The following is a 16,988-nucleotide window of genomic DNA, read 5'->3' on the forward strand; positions in this document are numbered from 1 at the left end:
GCGCGAGCACGTCCTCGAGGTCGACCGCCGTGTGTTCGTGCGGCGGTGGGCCCCGGGGTGAGCGCGCGTGTCGTCGCCGCCCAGACCGTGGGTCTGGTCTTCGTCGGCGAGCGTGGCCCCCGTCCGCGAGCGGGTCGGGCTCACGCCCTACGGCGGCGCGCAGGGGGCCAGCCTCGTGCTACGCGGCCTGTTCTGGCGACTCCTGCTCGGGTCCGCCATCACGGCGCAGGCGTGCCTGCCTTGGGCCCGCCGACGTGACTTCGGAGATCGGCGAGGTCGTTGCCGGCCAGCAGGGAGAACGGCCTCGTGGCATACTGCGCCGATGTCCGTCGGTCTCGCTCGCAGCCTCGCGCTCGCCTTCCTGTTCGCATGCACGCCGCACACACAGACCGAGCCCCAGGCGGAAGCGATGAAGGTCGCGCCAATGTCCCCCAGCGACCGGACATCCGACATCGCCGCCCCGCCGGTCATCGTCCCCCTACCCGAGCCGGAGTCCCCGACGGCGCCCGGCCACCTCGAGGACGGGCATTACTATGTGAAGCTGCGTCCGCAGCAGCTGCAGGAATTCGTGGAGGCGCTGCCGATGGCCGCCGAGCGCGAGCAGGCGCTGGCGCTCGTGAGCACGGCGCTCGGCCTGCGGCTGCGCTCGATCGACGACCTCGGCCTCGAGCGCGACGGCGTCATCACCGGCACGCTGATGCGGCCGGTCGCGCCGCGAATCGCGGCGGTGCGCGAGCAGATCCAGCAGATCGCAGCCGCGCCGGCGGACGATCCCGCCGCGATCCCGCCGCTGCCGCCCGAGCTCCTGCGCGACGCCGCCGCGATGACCTATCACAACCGACTGCACATCCCGGTGCGCGACCCCGAGATCCTGCTGGCGATCGTCCGCAAGCAGGAGCGCGCCGGCGGGCTGTGCGAGCGGCTGCCGCACGACGCTTGCGTCGCCTCCGATAGCGCGACGATCCTGCTGCGTCGCGACGGCGGCGCCCTCGTCGTCGACGCTTTCGTGCAGCTGTACTCGTACCCCGACGTCGCGGCCGACGACGGCCGCGTCGAGGCCGCCACCGCCGCCATGGCCGCGCGACCCGCGAAGCTCGCGGCGCTCGCCAGCCTTGCCGGCGACTTCGCCCTCTACGTCCACGGCGCCACGATCCCGGCGATCGACGACATCTTCGCGCTCGGCGAACTCGCCGACACCCTGGCCGTCACCCCGAGCGGACAGCGACACGCCATCGTCGACGCCCGGCTCGCCGAGCAGGCAGCGCTGCTCCGCCTCCGCGACACGCGTCGGCTGTTCGCCGGCCTCAGCATCAGCGCCGCGCTCGATCCGGCGGATGTCCGAATCACCATGTCCTGGGAACCAGCCGACCTCACGGCCGCGCAGGCGCTGGAACATTTGTTCGCTCCCGCCGGCGACAGCCTGCCGGGGCCGAGCCGCGCGGCCCTGTGCGACGGCGCGCTGCTGTGCTGGCAGCTACCGCCCTTGCCCAGGCTGTCCGGCTTCGACGAGCTCGCGCTCGGCGACTACGCCAGCCAGGACCGGCTCAGGCCGACGATCGCGGCCGCCGGTCAGATGGGTCTCGTCGTCCTCGCCGTCGAGACCTGGCCCAACCAGCTCGGCGCGCTCGAGCGGTGGAGCCTCGCCGGGGGGCGCGACGCCGGCGTCGCGCGCACGATCTTCGAGCTCGTCGGCGGGGTCCGGGGCGCCGGCGGAAGGATCCGCCTCGGGGCGACCGGCGAGATGGTCCACTACGCGCGCCTCCATCACCAGGAGCTGAGCCTGGTGCGCTCGCTCGCCACCGTGGGGGGCGCCACGTTCACCGATGTCCCCGTCGAGGGCCTCCAGCTTCCGCTGGCCGCCGCGGCCCTCGGCGGCCGCATGACCGGCTACATCGCCAGCGAGCCGGACGAGAAGACCGGCTGGATCATCGCCGCCGACCACCTCGACGGCGCGCGCTGGCTGCTGACCCAGGCGCCGCGCGAGCTCACCACCGCGCCGACCTTTTTCCTTGGTTCGGACGACCTCGCCGGGCTGCTCGCCCACTTCGGTCCCGCCAGCGCCGCGACCCTCGCCCCCTGGACGGCCGGGCGCAAGCTGAGCGTCATTGGCGAGTTCAACCGCGCCCGGCCTCGCGTCCAGATCACTCTGACGCGCGCCGTGCCAGGCCAGTGAGCATGTGCCTCTGTGTGATGACACCAGGCTCGGCATGGAGCACAGGCGCAAGATCGCGAGCATTCTCGTCGTCGCTGGCGAGCGTGGTCGCGTTCGTCGGCGGACGAGGTGGCGCTATACGGCGGCGCAGGGGGCCGGCCTCGTACTGCGCGGCCGGTTCTAGCTCCGGGCTCGACGAATGCGAACGGGGTACGTCACCGTAAGGGTCCGATCTTCCGCGTCGCGACCATGTGTCTTCCGGCGCCGGGTCATGGACGGTACCTTTCCGGGGTGCAGCTCCCCCTGCACCCCTGCTAGAGCCCGCCGGGCGCGGTCAAGCCCAGCCGTGCAATCGCGCCCAACCGGACGGCCGGCCCGGATGTGCGACGGCGCTCAACCAAATGTCCGAAGGGACATCACTGGATGTCCCAAAAGACATCCAGTGATGTCAAGGGACATCCCAAGAAGTCCCGCGGATGTCCTTCGAGACAGCAATACGAGCGCCAGCGTCCCCGGCCCCGAAGATGGTCCGTCGGCGCGCCTGCTGAAATTCTTTCGGGCCGCGTATGGCCTCTCGGAGCGGGTGCTACGGTGCCTCGTCGTGAAGGTGTTGCATGTGATCTGGGCGATCCTACGCGGGTTCTTCTGGGGGATCGTCGACGGCTACCCGTTCGACGACGGCAAGGGCGCGGACCAGAAGGAGCGCCCGTGGTGGGAGGAGCAACTTCCCCTCGCGCCGAGCAACCCGCTGGTGACCACGTCCTGAAGGACAACCCTGCCCCGAAGGACCGAGCCACGGCGCCAGGCTGGTGGGCCGCACCCGCGCCGCCCGCTTCGCCGCCCACCGTCAAGGTCGAGACGGACGCGGGCACGTTCGTCGCCGCGACTTCCTTCTCCGGCCACCACCTGATGGGCATCCACCGGGTCGAGCGTCCGCGACAGGAAGGCGAGAGCCGCCGTCGCCGTCGCGCGCGGAGCACGGAGGCGCGCCTGGACAACCTGACGAACTCGGCCGCGATCGACTCCGCCCAGCTCGAACTGCGCGCGCAGGAGCCCGAGGTCCCGCACGTCACGCGCGTCGACGGCGAGCTGCGCGCGCGTGAGCCCGACGTTCCCCAGGCCGCGCCCACCACCTCGCTGGCCCCCGCAGCCCCTACCAGGCCGGATACCGCCGAGCCCGCACCCAGACGCGTCGGCGCAGGTCGTGATGCCGCGGTCCCGATCGAACCCGGCGAGGAGCCACGCGTCGCTCGAGCCCGCCGAGTGTCGCTGCGGTCGCCGCGCCGCTGCCCGTCACCCACCGCGGGCGTGCGGCCCGCACCTGCCGTCATCCGTGGTTTCGACGACGAACAGCCGATGAAGCGCGCGAAGCTGGTCGACCGCTCGCCGCTCGCCGCCGGAGATCTGTTGTCGTCCGCTTGTGGTCTGCCGAGCCTTTGCCATCGCGGGATATGCTCACCGAACTCTTCATCGCCGTTTCACTCTTCGCGGCGGCCGCTTCCAGTCCCGCGCCCGCCACCCCCGCGAGTTTTCGAACAGCCTCCAGGCGCCGGTGGACCTCTCGGCCGATGCGGTGACTGCCGCCGTCGACCTCTCCGAGGGCGTGCATATCGATATCGCCTACGAGCTCGAGGACGTCGGGCACGTGAGGCTCGCGGCGTATGGTGAGCTCGACGGGTGGGCGACCTCTAGTGCTCCTCAAGGCACCGCTGCCGCCACAGCGACTTGGTTTTCTGCCGACCAAGGAGTTCTGGGGAGCTGGCGATTTACACGCCATTCTGGCCGCTGTGCGTCGTGGGCTACATCTGCCTGATCGCGGCGCTCGCCTATCTCCTGGGCGTCAGCCACTTCATGGGGTGGCAGCATGGGTTGCTAGCCATCGCCCTCACCGAAATCTGGAGCGGCGTCGTTGAGCTCTGTGGTCGACGAGCGCTACAACGACGGAGCAGGCCGCGCCTTCCGGGCTGAATCGAGGTCTTGAGCGGCGGCGGATGAACCCCCGCGCTCGAGCGGCGCGAGCACGTCATAGAGGTCGGCCGTCGTGTGTTCGGTGCGTCTCCGCGCCGCGGTGCGCTCGACGTCACCGGCGATGCGCCGCCCGTGTGGGGTGAGCATCGCGCCGCTCACCGACGTGAGACATCCGCATGCAGGCCCGCGACAGCCGCGTCTTCATCTTCTGGAACGCGGTCGCGGGGGGCACCCTCGACCGCGCCGACGCGGCCGTCGCCGCGCTCAGGTCGCGGTCTCGGCCGTGACCGCCGCGAGCTGTCCGCGTGCATGCTCGAGCACCGCCGCGTTGTCGGTGCGGAGCGCCCACTCCGCGACGAGCACCGGGAAGGCCGCCCAGCGCTCCGCGGCGTGATCGGTCAGACGCGGCCACGTCGCCCCGCCCGCCCGCGCGAAGCGCTCGACCAGCCGCTCGAGCGCCGGCCGCCCGAAGCACCCGTAGAACATCGCCAGGTCGACCGAGGGGTCGGTCACCCGTGCTTCCGTCCAGTCGAGGATCCCGACCACTCTCCCGTCTGTCCCGAGGAGCATGTGCCCCGGGTGAAGGTCCCCATGCACCAGCGCGAGGTGCTGCGGCCACATCGAGTCGTCGGCGAGCCAGCGCTGCCAGCGCTCCCACACCGCCTCCGAGGGCTGCAGCGCCTCGCGGGTCGCGTTCATCGAACGCGACAGCGCCGCGCGCACCTCTGCGATCGTCGTCGTCGGCACGCCCGCGCGGCTCGCCGCCTCCGGCGCGATCGACTGCAACGCCGCGAGCGTCCGCGCGAACGACTCGAGGAACGCCTCGGAGGGCGCCGCTGGATCGAGGATGTTCCACCGCGGGCCCTCCGGCGTCACCGTCACTGCCGGCGTGCCGGAGATCCGCGGGTACGCGATCACGTCGGGTGCATGCACCCGCCAGTCGGGAGCGGCCACCGGCAGGCGCGGGCGCACCAGCCGGAGCACCCGCGCCTCGACGTAGGTCGACGCCGTCACCTCGGGGCGACGCGGCGTCCGCACGATCCACGGCGTTCCCGCCTCGTCGCGAGCATGCACGACCAGGAAGTCGAGCCCCGCGCGATCGAAGTCGGCGACCTCAACCTGCAGCTCGAGCCCGTGCCGGCGGACGACCGCGAGCAGCTCCGCCGGGCTCGTGATCGGCCGCACCGTCGACAGCAGCCCGCGCCAGCGCTCGAGCGCCGCCGGCAGCGCGCGCACCCGGAGCAGGGCCCCGAGCTCGGTGTACTCCTCTGCGAGCACGCGGGCATGCGCGCGGATCTCCCCCAGCAGGTGCCCCTCCGTGAAGGGCACCTCGAGCACATCGTCGACCTGCGACGCATCGAACGCCTCGATCAGCGCCGTGCGCAGGCGTGCGACGTCCGCCGGCGCGTAGGCGCAGATCTGGAGCGCATCCGGCAGCTCCTCGGCCAGTGCCGCACGCGTCGCCGCGTCGACCCGGTCCATCTTGTTGAAGAGCACCAGAGAGGGCACCGCTGCCGCGCCGATCGTCGCCAGCGCCTCGCGGGTCACCGCGAGGTGCGTGCGCCATTGCGGATCCGACGCGTCGACGACCACGAGGAGGAGCCCCGCGTCGCGCGCCTCGGCGAGGGTCGCGTGGAACGACGCGACGAGCTCGTGCGGCAGTTCGCGGATGAAGCCGACCGTGTCCGACACCAGGATCCGCGGCGCTGTCTCCGGCGAGAGCGCCCGGACCGTGGTGTCGAGGGTCGCGAAGAGCCGGTCCTCGACGAGCACCTCGCTCCCGGTCAGCGCGCGCATCAGCGACGACTTGCCCGCGTTGGTGTAGCCGACCAGCGCCGCGCGCGGCAGGTCCTTGCGGCGCGCCCGCTGCGTCTCCTCGGCAGCGCGCAGGCCTGCGACCTCCCGGCGCAGCCCGGCGATCCGTTCGCGGAGCTCCTGCTTCTTCAGGGTGACGTTGCTGTGACCGCGCTCGCCACGGCCCCCGCCGCCGCCCTCGCGCCCGCCGAGCGACCTGTCCTCACGGACACGCGGGAGCGCGTGCGTGAGCGCGGCGATCTCGACCTCGAGCCGCGCGACCCGGGTTCGCGCATGCCGCTCGAAGATCCGGAGGATCACGCTCGCGCGGTCGATCACCTCGACGCCCGCGAGCGCGTCCTCGAGGGCGCGGAGCTGGACGGGACTCAGCGCGTCGTCGACGACGAGGAGGAGCTCCTCCTCCTGGGAATCGCCGCGGACTTCGGCGACCCGCGCCGCGAGCTCCGCGAGCTTGCCCTCGCCGATCGTCGCATCGGTGCTCCGATGGCGCTGGATCAGGGTGGCGACGACGCGGATCTCGAGCTGGGCGAGCAGGTTCTCGAGCTCGTCGAGGGCCGCCTGCACGGACGCTTCGGTGTCGCCCGGGAACTGCCGGCCGAGCACGAGGGCGCGCGGCATGGAACGCACGGTGGACGAATGCCTGGAATGTCTGGTCATACGATGGACTCCTCCGCTCGCGGCCCTTGGGCCCGAGCGAGCTGGGAAGCCCGTGCGCGCGACTCATGTGCCCGGCGCGGGGAGACGACGGCTCGACGTGGCTGCGTCTTCCGGCGGCATGAGACGCCGCGCCCGGGCACTCCGTTGGACTCAAAGGACGGAAATGCGGGCACGGCACCGCAGCACTCGCACTAGCGACCTGCGCGCCAGATCTCCCGGAACGCGCGGTCTGCGGGCGGTACTGCGGAGCTCAGCGCAGGCGGATGAACGCGAACATGTCGCGGACAGGATGCCACCACCGCGCCCGTTCGCGCAAGCCCCGAACTGTATTTACTTCGAGGCCGCGCGACGCCAGCACACTGCCCAGTCCGGCGCCACCGACCCGCCCGCCGCCGAGGTTCCTTCGGCGCATGCGGCGGTCGCCACGATGCGGCCCGACGCCGATCCTCCCAGCGCGGTTACGTCATCTCGGCGAAACGAACCATCCTTCGCATCGCTGCTCGCCGCAAGTCTCCTGGTCGCCGGCTGCGGGCGAGGCGATGAGGCGTGGCCGATCTTGCTCCTGGCCTAGCGCACCTTCGCCATCAGCGCCGCGACCCAGTCGACGAACACCCGCAGCTTCGCGCTCGGGTGCTTGCTCGGCGGATATACGACGTAGATCGGCTGCGGCGCGCGCGGCCAGTCGCCGAGCACCGGCACCAGCGCCCGGCGGGTGATGTGCGGCCGGACCGAGAAGTCCAGCGTTTGAACCACCCCGAGCCCCGCCAGCGCCGCGGCCACGTGCGCGTTGTGCTCGTTGACGGTGACCTCCGGGCGCCGATCGATCGTGACGGTCTCCTCGCCGCGCGTGAACACCAGCGACTGCGTGCGGCTGGTCCGCGCCGACGCGTACCCGACGAGCGCGTGCTTTGCCTCGAGGTCACGCGGATGCTGGACCTTTCCGCGGCGCCGCAGGTACCCGGGCGACGCGCAAGTCGTCCAGCCGACCGTCCCGATCTTGCGAGAGATCAGCGTCGAGTCCTCCGCGACGCCGCGCAGGGCACAGTCGACGTTCTCGCCGATCAGATCGACGATGCGGTCGGTGACCCCGAGGTCGATGTGCAGGTCCGGGTAGCGGGCGCGAAACTCCGGCAGCGCGGGCAGCAAGATCCCGCTGGCGATCGCGCCGCCCGTGTCGATCCGCAGCCGCCCGCGCGGGCTCGCCTGGGCCCCGCGCAGCGACGCGTCCAGCTCGGACAGCTCGGACATCAACCGACTCGTGCGCTCGTAGTAGGCCGCACCGTCCGGCGTCACCGTCACGCGCCGGGTCGTGCGCAGCAGCAGCTTGACCTGCAGGTGCGCCTCGAGGCTCTGGATCAGCTTCGTCACCGTCGCCTTCGGCATCTGCAACGAGTCCGCCGCCCGCGTGAAGGTGCCCGCCTCGACGACCCGCGCGAACACTTTGATTGCGAGGAGTTGATCCATCGCCCGGCGCGCCTCCGCCCGGATTATTCCCCACGGTGAACAAAGAAGCCACCGGTCGCCCGCTTATCCACGGACGTACACGCCGTAGGTTGGCGGCCATGTCGACCCGCAACATTCACACCACCAAACACGCCGGTAAGGTCGCCCTGATCACCGGCGGCAGCACCGGCATCGGCCTCGCCACGGCCCAGCGCTTCGTCGACGAGGGCGCCGACCACGTCTACATCACCGGCCGCCGCCAGCCCGAGCTCGACGCGGCCGTCCGCCAGATCGGCCGCAAGGTCACCGCGATCCGCGGCGACATCCGTGTGCTCGCCGACCTCGACCGCGTGTTCGCCGAGATCGGACGCGCGCACGGCCGCCTCGACATCCTGTTCGCCAACGCCGGCGGCGGCGCCTTCGAGCCGCTCGGCGCGGTCACCGAGGCCGTGTTCGACAAGTACTTCGGCATCAACGTCAAGGGCACCCTGTTCACCGTGCAGAAGGCCCTGCCGCTGATGTCCGCCGGCGCCGCGATCGTCGTCAACGGCTCGATGGTCTCACGCAAGGGCGTCGCCGCGTTCGGCGTGTACGCGGCGACCAAGGCGGCCCTGCGCTCGTTCGTCCGCACCTGGGCCGTCGACCTCAAGGACCGCGGCATCCGCGTCAACGTCGTCGCCCCCGGCACCGTGGTCACGCCCGCCTACCGCTCCGAGCTCGGCATGAACGACGCGCAGATCGAGCAGTTCGCCGCGCAGGCCGCCAGCGTCACCCCGCTCGGCCGCGTCGGCACTCCCGACGAGATCGCCAAGGCCGTGTCGTTCCTCGCGTCCGACGACGCCAGCTACATCACCGGCATCGAGCTGTTCGTCGACGGCGGCCAGGCCCAGGTGTGAGCGGCACGAGCTGCGCGAGTCATCCGCCACTTCATCAGCCCGCGACCTCGCGCGGTCGAGCAGCTCGAGCACGAACGTCAGGTCGTCGGCTGTCACCGGCGACCAGGTCGAGCTCGCCGGCCATGAGCTGCGAGCGTGGACGATGCTCGGGCTTGCGTGGCCAGTCCCGGAAGGTCTCGAGCTCCGGCGAGCCGCTCGAAAATTGCCTGCCCAGGTGCGAGAGCCCAGTCCGACCGGACAGCAATCGACTCACAAGAACAACCGCAACGCCCGCTGCACGAAGTCCCGGACCTCGTCGTCGAAAAACGGCAGGGTCGTGCCGCCGACCAGCACGCCCTCCGCGGCGGAGAGGACCAGGAGCGGCAACCATGCGAACAGGACCACGCGGACGATCACCGCGGACGCGCGACCCCGCAGCGGCGCGACGCCGAGCCGACGCAGCGTGCCAGCGCCGGGTCCGCCATCGACCCAGAACAGCGCCTCCGTGACCTCGCCTCAAGCGGACCGAACCTCGCGCATGCGTCCCGAGCGTGAGCGGCGATCGCTCGCGCCCCCCGGACCTCGGCCGCGACGCCGCCCCCGCGAGACGAGTATCCTCCTCCGCATGATCGCCGCGATCGCCGGAGACATCATCGGCTCGGTGCACGAGCGCGCCAACATCAAGCGCACCGACTTCACCCTGTTCAAGCCGAACAGCAGCTTCACCGACGACACCGTGATGACCCTCGCAGTCGCCGACTGCCTGCTGCACCGTCGGCCCTACGCCGCCACCCTGCGGGCGTACGGGCGTCGCTATCCCGGTCGCGGCTACGGCGGCATGTTCCGCAAGTGGCTCGCCGACGACGCCATGGGTCCGTACCAGAGCTTCGGCAACGGCTCGGCGATGCGGGTCAGCCCGGTCGGCTTCGCCATGCGCACGCTCGACGACGTCCTGTCCGAGGCGCGCGCCAGCGCCTTGCCGACGCACGATCACCCCGAGGGCATCAAGGGCGCCCAGGCCCTCGCGGTCGCCGTGTTCCTCGCCCGTCACGGCGCCGACAAGCGGAAGATCCGCGACGACATCGAAGATCGCTTCGGCTACGACCTCCATCGCCAGGTCGCCGCGATCCGTCCCGGCTATGCCTTCGACGTCACCTGCCAGGGCTCGGTCCCCGAGGCGATCATCGCCTTCCTCGACAGCGACGACGTCGAGTCGGCGATCCGCCTGGCGATCTCCCTCGGCGGCGACGCCGACACCCTCGCATGCATGGCCGGAGCGGTCGCCCAGGCCTTTTATAAGGAGGTCCCGCCGGCCCTCGTCGCCGAGGTCGAGCAGCGCCTGAGGCCGGAGCTGTGGCAGCTCCTGCAAGAGTTCTGCGCCCACTACCGGGTCCCTACCTGACCGAAAGGACAGCCGTTTTCTCCTCCTCGTGACGCCCGGCCGCGAGGGGCGCGCTGTTCGGCGAGCGAGCGCCGGTTCCGTGGTGCACCGCCGCGGTCCGACCTCGCAGCTCCACGAGGTGCTGCTGAAGACCGTTCAACCGCCGCTCGCAGCACGCGCTGCCCGGGCTCGCCGCTCGACAAGGCGATGGTCAGGCGAGCGCCGACGGCGAGCGACCGGGCTCGACCACCGGCGAATCACCGCCGCCCCTCGCCCCCGCCCCTCGCCCCGACGCGCGGCCTGAACGATGATCCGCGCGGCTTCGGCGGCGATCCGGCGCCGCCTGCGGCAGGGGCGCGAAAGTCCGTTCCACCGACTCGCCTCGCGGGCGCGCTGCTACCATCTGCGCCGCGTGTCCGGGTCGAACCTCTACGCCAGTCTGAGCTCGCTGCTCGCCGCCGCCGTGGCCGCCGCGATCGGCATCAGCGTCTACCTGCGCGACCGCTCGCGGCTGCAGTTCTCGCGCTTCTTCGCCTTCTGCCTCAGCCTGTGCCTGTTCCACCTCGCGCGCTTCTTCGCCGGCTTGCCGAGCCTGCCGCGCTCGCAGTGGGTGGCCGACACCCTGAGCTTGCTGCTGCCGCTGATGGCCGACCGCTTCCTCTCGGGCTTCTTCCCCGCGGCCGGCCCGGCCCCGGGGCGCAACCCGCTGCAGGGGCCGCTGCTCGGCGTCCTGCTGGTGCTGCAGGTCATCGCCCTCGTCTTCCCGCAGCTCGCCGACGAGCCGTGGTGGGTCGTCGTCGACATCAGCATCATGACCTACGTCGTCGGCGGCCTGTTCTTCGCCGTCATGCGGATGTGGCGAGCCGCTCGCGCCGCCGAGGGCACGGCTGCCGGCCCGCGCCTGCGCTACCTGTTCTACGCCGCCTTGATCGCGCTCGCGCTCGGGCAGCCGGGCATCCCCGTCATCGGCCCGATCGCCACCGCCGTCTACCTGTACTTCATGGCCCAGACGCTGACGCGCGAGCGTCTGCTCGACCTGCCGGAGATCCTCGCGCGGATCGCCAGCATGACGCTGCTCGTCATCACGGTCACGGCCGTCTACGCCGCGCTGGTGCTGTGGGTCCCGTGGACCTTCGCCGGCGAGCCGATGCTGCTGGTCTTCAACACCCTCCTCGCCTCGTTCGCCGTGCTCGTGCTGATCGACCCGCTGCGCACCGAGCTCGATCGCCGGCTCGAGAGCTGGCTGTTCCACGACCGCACCATCTTGCGGGCCCTGCTCGACCGCCTGCGCCGGCGCCTCGTCAACCTCATCGACCCCGACGAGATGGTCCGCGTCGTCATGAACACCTTGCGCGGATCCGAGCGCGTCACCCGGGCCTCGCTGTTCCTGCTCGACCGCCAGGGCTCGGCGCTGCGGCTGCGCGGGCACACCGGCGCGCCCACGCCGCCGTCCAGCCTCGACCTGGCGACCCGGCGGCCCTTGCTCGAGCGCATGCGCCAGAGCGGCCCGCTCCTCCGCGACGTGCTCGAGCGGCAGCGCGAGCGGGCCAACAACGAGCTCAAGGCCGAGCTCGACGAGTGCCTCGACACCTTCGCCGAGGTCGGCGCCAGCCTCGCCTTGCCGATCCGCGGCCTCGCGGGCGAGCAGCTCGAGGGCGGGCCGCCGCGGCTGCACCTGCTCGGCGTCCTCTTCGTCGACGACGAGCGCCTGCTCGAGCCGTTCTCGCGCGAGGAGGTCGAGCTGTTTGAGGGCGTGGTGGCCCAGGCGGCGGTGATGATCGAGAACTCGACCGTCTACGAGCAGCGCAAGGAGCGCGACCGCCTGGCCGCGCTCGGCGAGATGGCCGCGGGTCTGGCCCACGAGATCCGCAACCCCCTGGGCGCGATCAAGGGCGCCGTCCAGGTCGTCGAGCCCGGGCTGCAGAACGCCGACCCGACCACCCGCGAGTTCCTCGGCGTGATCGTCGAGGAGGTCGAGCGGCTCAACCGCGTCGTCACCCAATTCCTCACCTACTCGCGGCCCTTCACCGGGCAGATGGGGCCGGTCGTGCTCGGGGAGGTCGTCGTCACCACCCTGCGTTTGCTCGACGAGGACGCCCGCGGGCGGGTCACCGTCACCCAGGCTGCGAACCTGCCGCCGGTCCGCGGCGACGCCGAGGCGCTGCGCCAGGTCCTGCTCAACCTCCTGCGCAACGCCTTCGACGCGCTGGCCGGTCAGAGCCCGCCGGGGCGGGTGTTCGTGTCGCTCGGCCTGCGCCGGCACGGGCTCGGCAGCGGCGACGCGGTGACCCTCACGGTCCGCGACAACGGGCCCGGGTTCGCCCCCGGCGCGCTGGCCAACCTGTTCGTCCCGTTCCACACCACCAAGGCGGCGGGCACCGGCCTGGGGCTGCCCATCAGCCAGCGGATCGTGGAGAATCACCGCGGGCTCATCGAGGTCAGCGCCCCCGAGGGCGGGGGCGCCCAGTTCACGATCGTCCTGCCCGTGTACGCCCAGCCGCGCGCCGAGGCGCCGACCTGAGTTCTCCTGCTCGAGTCTCAATCTGCCCCTTCAGACAGGTTCATCTTGTCCCAAGTACAACACCGGATCCTCCTCGTCGACGACGAACCCAACCTGCGCAAGGTCCTCGGCGCGCTGCTCAAGCAGCTCGGCTTCGAGGTCCACGCCGAGAACGACGGCGCCGCCGCGCTGGCGCGGGTGCGGGCCGCGCCGCCGGGGACCTTCGACGTCGTGATCACCGACCTGCGCATGCCCAACCTCGACGGCATGGGTCTGCTCAAGGCGCTGCAGGTGCACGAGCCCGGGCTGCCGGTGATCCTGTTGACGGCGCACGGCAGCATCGACAGCGCGGTCGAGGCGGTCAAGCTCGGGGCCTTCGACTACCTCGAGAAGCCGTTCGACAAGGACCAGATCCACCAGATCGTGCAGAAGGCGATCACGACGCGCGAGCGCAGCGGGCCGAGCGTCCAGCCGAGCCCGCCGCCCGGCGAGATCGCCGACCCGTGCGCCGCCGCCGGCATGGTCGGGCGCTCGCCGTCGATGCAGACGATCCGCGAGATCGTCGCCACCGTCGCGGCCAGCCCGTCGACCGTGCTGATCGCCGGCGAGAGCGGCACCGGCAAGGAGCTGGTGGCCCGCGCGCTGCACCTCGGCTCGGCGCGGCGCAGCCAGCCGTTCATCAAGGTCAACTGCGCCGCGATCCCCGGCGGTCTGGTCGAAAGCGAGCTCTTCGGCCACGAGCGCGGCGCCTTCACCGGGGCCGTCAGCTCGCGCGCCGGTCGCTTCGAGCTGGCCGACGGCGGCACCCTCTTTCTCGACGAGGTCAGCGAGATCCCCAAGGAGATCCAGGTCAAGCTGCTGCGCGCGATCCAGGAGTCGGAGTTCGAGCGCGTCGGCGGCGTCAAGACCCTGCACGTCAACGTGCGGCTGATCGCGGCCACCAACCGCAACCTCGAGGAGCTGATCCGCGACGGCCAGTTCCGCGAGGACCTGTACTACCGGCTCAACGTCGTGCCGATCCACTTACCGGCGCTGCGCGAGCGGCTCGAGGACCTGCCGTTCCTCGTCTCGCACTTCGTGCAGCGCTGCAACGAGCGCCTCGGCAAGACCGTGCAGGGGTTGACCCCGGCGGCTCTGGCGGCGCTCGAGCGTTACCCGTGGCCGGGCAACATCCGCGAGCTCGAGAACCTGATGGAGCGGATGGTGCTGTTCGCCTCGGGGCCGCTGATCGACGAGGACGACCTGCCGGACGCCTACGCCGGCGAGGCGGGCGCGAGCGCGCCGGCGGCCGCGGAATCGAGCACGCGCCTGACCGACCCGGGGGACCGACAGATCCGGCTGCCGCTGTCGAGCCTGGGGCAGGACCTCAAGGAGGCGGTCAAGGCCGGCTCGCGGCTGGTCGAGGAGGCGCTGATCCGCGAGGCGCTGGCCAAGACCGACGGCAACGTCACCCGCTCGGCCCGCGCCCTCGGCATCAGCCGTCGCAGCCTGCAGTCCAAGATGAAGGAGCTCGGCCTGCGCGAGAGCCCCGACGACGGCGGGCCGAAGGGGCCGCCGCCGCAGCCGGCGAGTTGAGGCGACCCCCGAAGCCGAGGCCGGGCGAGGCAGCGATCACAGCAGATCTCGCCCACACGGCCGCACGCCGCGCCCGAGCCCGCCGCGCGGGCTCCGCGACGCCTGCGAGGCCGTTCGCGGCCGCCGGGCGGCCGGAAACGTGGTCGAGGCCGCGTCAAAGGGTCCCTGCGCCCGGGTTTTTCACCGCGGTATACGAGGCTTGCGGTGCCGCAATCGGGGTCGGGATCGTGGCTGGCCCGGCCGCTTCGGCCCAGGAATGTTGACGCTGCCGCCCGCGCGCTGGTAGCGTGCAGCGACCCCTCTTGAGGTGCTCCCTATGCGGAAACTGTGCCGCCTCCTGCCCGTCCTGACCCTTCTCGGCGCGGTCGCTCTCGGTGTCCCCACGGCCAACGCCGCGGAGGTCACGCGAGTGGCGAGTTCCTTCGACGGCGACAACAAGTTCGATTTCCACTTCGGGGTCGGTTACGACTTCAACTTCAAGCAGGCGGCGATCCTCCGCGAGTGGAGCGACCCGAACAACCCGAAGAGCACCATGGTGCGCGACCTGCTGTACCGGCAGATGCGGCACGTGGTCACGCCGACGATGGAGATCGGTCTCTACAAGGACCTCGCCATCTACGCGGCCCTGCCGATCGTCGTCAGCGACCAGCGGACCTACGGCTTCGACCAGAAGGCCGAGCCCTGCGTGTACGCCGACGAGGCCAGCGGCACCAACCCGGCCACGTGCGTCCGCCACGACAACAGCACGACGATCCGCGACGGCATCATCCCGCGCGACGGCTTCAACGCGATGAACGCGGCCAGCCCGTTCGGCGCGTTCGGCGGCATGGGCACCGAGACGATCTTCAAGGGCGCCAACCGCTACGGCCTCGACCAGCTGATCGTCGGCCTGAAGATCGGCATCTTGAACCAGGACCGGCTGTCGCACATGCCGAAGTGGGTCCTCGGCCTCGAGGGTCGGTTCGCCGTCGGCAAGCCGATGACCTTCTCGCGCGACACCGTCGACGCCGACCCGGCCGGGAACCACCGCGTCGGCCGCGGCACCCACGAGCTCGGCGTGTGGACCGCCCTGTCGCGCCGCTACCGCTTCCTCGACCCGTTCTTCACCGCGTGGTGGTACCAGGCCATCCGCGCCAACAACTCCGAGTTCAAGAACTACGGCCCGACGCAGGACCGCGTCAACCCGCAGTCCAACGTCGGCGTGTCGTTCGGCACCGAGATCGTGCCGTTCGAGCGCAAGGCCAAGGGCCAGAAGGTCGCGCTCAACCTGCGCGGCCTGGCGATGCTCAAGTACGGCGGCCGCGGCTACAGCGAGGCGTGGGAGCTGTTCGCCGACAGCCCGGCGCTGGTCGGCACCTACCAGCCCGGCCAGGCCGGCCTCGAGTGCGACCGCGGCGCGGTCGACAGCGTGATCCAGTACGCCAAGGACAACCCGCAGGACGGCGACCCGCTGGGCAACTCCGGCGTCACGGGCCGCGCCGGCGGTGGCGGCTGCCAGCGCTTCAACGGCATCACCAACATCCAGGACTTCGCCACCTTCGGCCTCAACATCGCGCTGCACGCCCAGCTCAGCAAGTACGCGATGCTGATGATCGGCACCACGCTGACCACCGACACCCGCCACCTCATCACCGCGGCCAGCCGCGGCAAGGCCCAGCTCGGCGGCGACACCAACCTCGTCGACCGGCCGGAGGAGATCAACCCGGTCCGCCGCGACGTGATCGACCAGGTCGGCCGCCGCTACGCGATCGGCGACGTGTTCGGCGCCATGGGCTACTTCCGCTTCCTGCTGACCTTCTGAGCCGAAGCTGCCCTCTCAGACATGTCCGGACGGCCATAGCCGCCCGGACATGTTCGTTTAAACGGGCGCTGTCGGTGCCGCTCGAGCCGCCACGTCAGAGTGGGAACTGGGCGCCGTCGCGGGTGACGAGGCTCTGCACCACGACGCGGCGCTCGACGGGATCGTGGAGCACCCCGAGGTAGGCGCCGGGCACCACGCTCGCGCTTACGCTCGCCGGCGCGACGAGGTGATGCGAGACCGGGGCCGGGACGGTCGGGCCGTGCGGGTCGTTCGCGTTCGTCCCCGGCCACACCTCGAGCTGGACCGCGATCTCGTACTTGACCAGGACCCCGTGCTTGCCGCGCCGTTCGCCGACGATCTCCGCACCGACGATCCTCGCCCAGGTCAGCTGTGCGCGCCGGCTGTGCTCGGCGTGCGCCGAGAGCTGCGCGGGACGCTCGCGCAAGGCCGCTGCCAGCGAGCGGATCGCCACGATCAGCATCCCGCCGCTGCCCACCGCGAGCAGGCCGATGAGCACTGGAACGTCGGTCATCACGGCGAGCCCGGCGAATGCGAACGCCATGATGAAGTTATTGGCGGGCCGGTCCGAAAACGGCGGCGGAACGGATGGGACCCGCAGGGCCGGCGGAGGCCAGGGCGGGGCCGATTCGCGGGCGACCTGGCTGGGGGCCGGTTGCAACGCAGCGAGCGCTACGGGGCGCGTCGGGTGCATGGATGCGCGGGCCCTGGTGGCGACCAGGCGTACGCGTATATCCTGGTAGAGCATCGCGGCGCTTACGGCAACACCGACCGTCCCGCGCCCAGCGCGATCGTCATCCAGC

General features: G+C 71.3%; 11 protein-coding genes. 7 read left to right on the forward strand and 4 right to left on the reverse strand.

The genetic code is table 11. The features are described 5' to 3' along the window. Positions 1-424 precede the first annotated feature (424 nt). Entirely contained in the window at positions 425-2,173 is a 1,749-nt protein-coding gene (locus NAEX_RS14670) for a hypothetical protein (RefSeq protein WP_143141208.1), read from the forward strand. A 580-nt stretch (positions 2,174-2,753) separates the two neighbouring features. Next, positions 2,754-2,918, forward strand: coding sequence for a hypothetical protein (locus NAEX_RS50165; RefSeq protein ID WP_170135723.1), 165 nt, complete (start codon positions 2,754-2,756; stop codon positions 2,916-2,918). A 1,466-nt stretch (positions 2,919-4,384) separates the two neighbouring features. Here NAEX_RS50165 and hflX read toward each other — a convergent pair. Next, positions 4,385-6,553, reverse strand: coding sequence for a GTPase HflX (gene hflX, locus NAEX_RS52915; RefSeq protein ID WP_245913716.1), 2,169 nt, complete (start codon positions 6,551-6,553; stop codon positions 4,385-4,387). Positions 6,554-7,159: 606 nt separating this feature from the next. Beyond that, a complete protein-coding gene (locus NAEX_RS14685) occupies positions 7,160-8,056 on the reverse strand; it encodes a LysR family transcriptional regulator (RefSeq protein ID WP_096328120.1) in 897 nt (298 codons plus the stop codon). Positions 8,057-8,154: 98 nt separating this feature from the next. Here NAEX_RS14685 and NAEX_RS14690 point away from each other — a divergent pair, with 98 nt between their 5' ends. Continuing rightward, positions 8,155-8,931: an SDR family oxidoreductase gene (locus NAEX_RS14690; protein WP_096333619.1), complete on the forward strand. Its 777-nt coding sequence runs from the start codon at positions 8,155-8,157 to the stop codon at positions 8,929-8,931. Positions 8,932-9,180: 249 nt separating this feature from the next. Here NAEX_RS14690 and NAEX_RS53805 read toward each other — a convergent pair whose 3' ends face one another. Further along, positions 9,181-9,315 carry a hypothetical protein gene (locus NAEX_RS53805; protein WP_256254105.1) on the reverse strand — a complete coding sequence of 45 codons (135 nt, stop codon included), beginning with the start codon at positions 9,313-9,315 and terminating at the stop codon, positions 9,181-9,183. Between the two features lie 220 nt (positions 9,316-9,535). Here NAEX_RS53805 and NAEX_RS14695 point away from each other — a divergent pair, with 220 nt between their 5' ends. From NAEX_RS14695 to NAEX_RS14710, 4 genes are all read left to right on the forward strand, one after another. After that, positions 9,536-10,312, forward strand: a complete 777-nt coding sequence (locus NAEX_RS14695; protein ID WP_096328121.1) for an ADP-ribosylglycohydrolase family protein — start codon at positions 9,536-9,538, stop codon at positions 10,310-10,312. A gap of 391 nt (positions 10,313-10,703) precedes the next feature. Further along, entirely contained in the window at positions 10,704-12,812 is a 2,109-nt protein-coding gene (locus NAEX_RS14700) for a sensor histidine kinase (protein WP_170135724.1), read from the forward strand. A 45-nt stretch (positions 12,813-12,857) separates the two neighbouring features. Next, the gene (locus tag NAEX_RS14705) at positions 12,858-14,366 is read left to right on the forward strand and encodes a sigma-54-dependent transcriptional regulator (protein WP_096328123.1); all 1,509 of its coding nucleotides are present in this window, start codon (positions 12,858-12,860) and stop codon (positions 14,364-14,366) included. A gap of 409 nt (positions 14,367-14,775) precedes the next feature. After that, a complete protein-coding gene (locus NAEX_RS14710; protein WP_143141207.1) occupies positions 14,776-16,167 on the forward strand; it encodes a hypothetical protein in 1,392 nt (463 codons plus the stop codon). Between the two features lie 94 nt (positions 16,168-16,261). Here NAEX_RS14710 and NAEX_RS14715 read toward each other — a convergent pair whose 3' ends face one another. Further along, the gene (locus NAEX_RS14715; protein ID WP_096328125.1) at positions 16,262-16,729 is read right to left on the reverse strand and encodes a hypothetical protein; all 468 of its coding nucleotides are present in this window, start codon (positions 16,727-16,729) and stop codon (positions 16,262-16,264) included. Between the last annotated feature and the right edge of the window lie 259 nt (positions 16,730-16,988).

It is taken from the genome of Nannocystis exedens (assembly GCF_002343915.1).
Lineage (GTDB): Bacteria > Myxococcota_A > Polyangia > Nannocystales > Nannocystaceae > Nannocystis > Nannocystis exedens.

Excerpts from the sequence above, each read along its gene's own strand:
- NAEX_RS14670 (WP_143141208.1), top strand. The coding sequence starts at position 425 with ATGTCCCCCAGCGACCGGACATCCGACATCGCCGCCCCGCCGGTCATC.
- hflX (WP_245913716.1), bottom strand. The coding sequence starts at position 6,553 with ATGCCGCGCGCCCTCGTGCTCGGCCGGCAGTTCCCGGGCGACACCGAA.
- NAEX_RS14685 (WP_096328120.1), bottom strand. The coding sequence starts at position 8,056 with ATGGATCAACTCCTCGCAATCAAAGTGTTCGCGCGGGTCGTCGAGGCG.
- NAEX_RS14690 (WP_096333619.1), top strand. The coding sequence starts at position 8,155 with ATGTCGACCCGCAACATTCACACCACCAAACACGCCGGTAAGGTCGCC.
- NAEX_RS14695 (WP_096328121.1), top strand. The coding sequence starts at position 9,536 with ATGATCGCCGCGATCGCCGGAGACATCATCGGCTCGGTGCACGAGCGC.
- NAEX_RS14715 (WP_096328125.1), bottom strand. The coding sequence starts at position 16,729 with ATGGCGTTCGCATTCGCCGGGCTCGCCGTGATGACCGACGTTCCAGTG.